1 pseudogene is annotated in these 2,767 nt (G+C 47.3%); it reads right to left on the bottom strand.

The features are described 5' to 3' along the window. Positions 1–2,065: pseudogene (locus C6H04_RS05520) on the bottom strand (DUF3519 domain-containing protein); the annotation flags it as partial. Positions 2,066–2,767 lie beyond the last annotated feature (702 nt).

Raw genomic sequence — 2,767 nt, 5'->3', positions numbered from 1 at the left:
GGGGGGTGGTAGTCTCACTTTTTAGTAGCCCACTCGGTGTTAAATCACCTTGCTCATTGGCAAGCCTGTTCGGCGGAATAAAAGAGTGGATAATGTCCGCATTCTGCAGTTGTCCTCTAACATATCTCAGATGTGCGTCGGGTATTCCTGTAATAAGCAACTTGTTATCATCAGCTGTTACTAATAAATAGACTAATGGCTTGCCTTCTTGTTTAAACGCCTTAATATATTCTTGTTTGTTTCCTTTTTTAAAGAATAGTTTTATATTGGGGTTTGTGAGTGTGGGTTCTACAAGGTTTAAATAAGCTAAACGGCGGGATGCATCCCCTCTACTAGCTAAATGCTCAATGAACCTCTGCTTATTCTCCACTCCCTCTAAACTCTTTAAAAAAGCCTCTACATCGATTTCTTTAGGAATAGGCGTAGCATGCACACTTAAGTCTAGGTCCTCAATGAATGCCTCTTTGGCCTCTTGGTCCTCAATGACGCTATAGGGTCTTGCGTCCACACTACCTTTTGCAGGTATTTCTGCCTCTGCATCCCCCCTAGGCGTTATAGGCTCTGTGGGTTCTGGTTGGCTACTAGGGAGTTTGTTCCCCCCCTTGCCTGCACTTCCACTATCCTCTAAATGCGCTCTAGGTGTTCCCCCACTAGGTGGTGGCTCATCAGAAGGTAACCCCCCCTCAATCTCTCTAATTAACGCCTTAGTGGCGTTGTCAAACTCCACACGCTTGGCTAGAGTGTTAAGGTGTTGCTTAAAGTCTGAGACACTATGACTCTTGTGCAAAGCGGCTTTGATGTGATATCTAAAGGCTGCCCCACTCACCTTGTCATTGAGGGCTTTGGCAAAGGGAATATAGGGGATCATGGTGCGCACTACAAAGTCAAAGAGGGCCTTAGTGATTTGGAATTGAGCGGCTCCTTGTACAGAGGTGGCAATAGAGCTACCCATCTTCCCTCCTGTAGTGGGCTTGAGACTTCTGGCAATCTGGGCATCTTGGTTGAAGAGTTTGTGAAAGCCTTGGGCAATTTCTATGAAGTCCTTAGCCCCTTGAGATTGAAAAGTCCCCTCCTTGAGTTTGGCTAAATTCTGCAAGAAGTGGTGGCTATCAAAGACACTCAAGTCCTGTGCTTCCACTAGAGAGCGTTTAAACAAGCGCTCGAGCATGTGCAGCTCTAGCACTTCTCTATTGGAGGCATTCAAGCCCTTAGCCAGTTGGCTGAAATTATCTACACCCTCTCCCTGCCCCTTAGCAAATTTGAGCAAAGAGTTTAAAGCCTCCTCCTCACTCTTATGGGCATCTCTTAGGCCCAATTTCTTGACATGCCTTAAGGTCTGCTTCATGGTGGCGTAATCTTGCAGGGCCACTTCAAAGAGTTGGCTAAATTTGCCCCTAAATGCTTCAGGGATGTTCTCAAAGAGAGTGTTGACCCCCTGCTTGATGTCGCGTCTTAAAAAGCCCTCTAAGGCCTTTTGAATGTGATCCTTTAGATTGGGGTCTTGGGTGTGTTTATAATAGCTATTGAGTAATTTGCGCGCCCCCTCTAATTGGGAGAAACTCACCCCTTGGGGATTATACACCGAGTGTTCTATAGCGTTTAAGAAATTCTTAGCTTCATCCAAAAGCCCTTGTTGCTTTAAACTCTGTTTGAATTGCGTGTAACTCATCTCTCCTTCTGGGGCACTCTGCGGGCTGAGTTTGACCTTGTGATCTCCTAGGGCTTGCACTAGCACACGCTCCATCGCATCCGCATAGCCCTCCTTAGTGCCTTTGTCTAAATCCTCAAAGATGCCCTTGATGTCTGCTCTATTTAAGTTGAGTTTGTGCAATTCTTGCTCTAGGTTGGCTGTGGTCTTGTTTAAAATACTCTTGAGAGTGTGCTGGGCTTGCACGCTGGAATTAGCCGCCTCGCTAAGAAAGGCGATGAGATGTCCACTCTCATCAGCGCGGATGGCCTGGATAAAGGCCTCCTGGCGCTGCGTGTGCTTGGGCAAGCTCAAGATGTTATGGGCTATGTCATAGGCCTTGTATATGGGGCTGTCCTCTCCAAAGACACTCTTCATNNGCGTCTGCCACTAAGCTCAAGGCCCCTTCTTGGAGCATGTGGGCTAGATTCTCTTTGAAATTATTCTCTCGATTGAGAATGAAATTACTCAAACCTGCATCAAGCCCAGCCCCCATGAAACCTCCTAGAGCTCCTCCTACAATGCCCCCTATCAGCCCTCTCTTGCTAGCCCCCTGCAAAGCTCCCCCCATAGAGCCCACAATGGAGAAGGCATTGCCCGCAATGAGGGTTTTAAAATTATCAAAGAAGTTGTCATTGACCTGGTAGAGCTGCGCATCCTTAGAGACAAACATCTTGCCCTTCTCATCAAAGTGCACCCCCTCAAAGCCAGCTGCTTTGGCAATGGCCTGTGCGCCTGCACGGTATTGTTCTTTGAGCTTGGGGTCATCGCTAAAGAGCATGCTGAAAATGTTTTTCTCCTGGGCGATGTTGTCATACAAGGCCATCGCCTTAGAGACATCTGCTACCAAATGTCTAGCCTTGATGCTCTCTTGGTACTCTTGCAAATCCTGCTTAGCGTCCATGGTGAGGCTGTTGAACAGCGAAGTGCCAAAATTGCGATCTCTATAGATTTGTCTTCTCTGCTCAGCACTAAGCTGGGCAACATCTTTGAGTTTGAGAATGCTAGCGCGCATACGCTCTTGTTGGTATTCCCCCTTGCCCCTATCCCCCCCAAAATACTCAAGGGGGTGAAATAATG

It is taken from the genome of Helicobacter salomonis, from assembly GCF_900197775.1.
Classification (GTDB): domain Bacteria; phylum Campylobacterota; class Campylobacteria; order Campylobacterales; family Helicobacteraceae; genus Helicobacter; species Helicobacter salomonis.
Note: the sequence above shows the minus strand (reverse complement) of the source record. Positions and strands in the feature narration are given on the sequence as shown.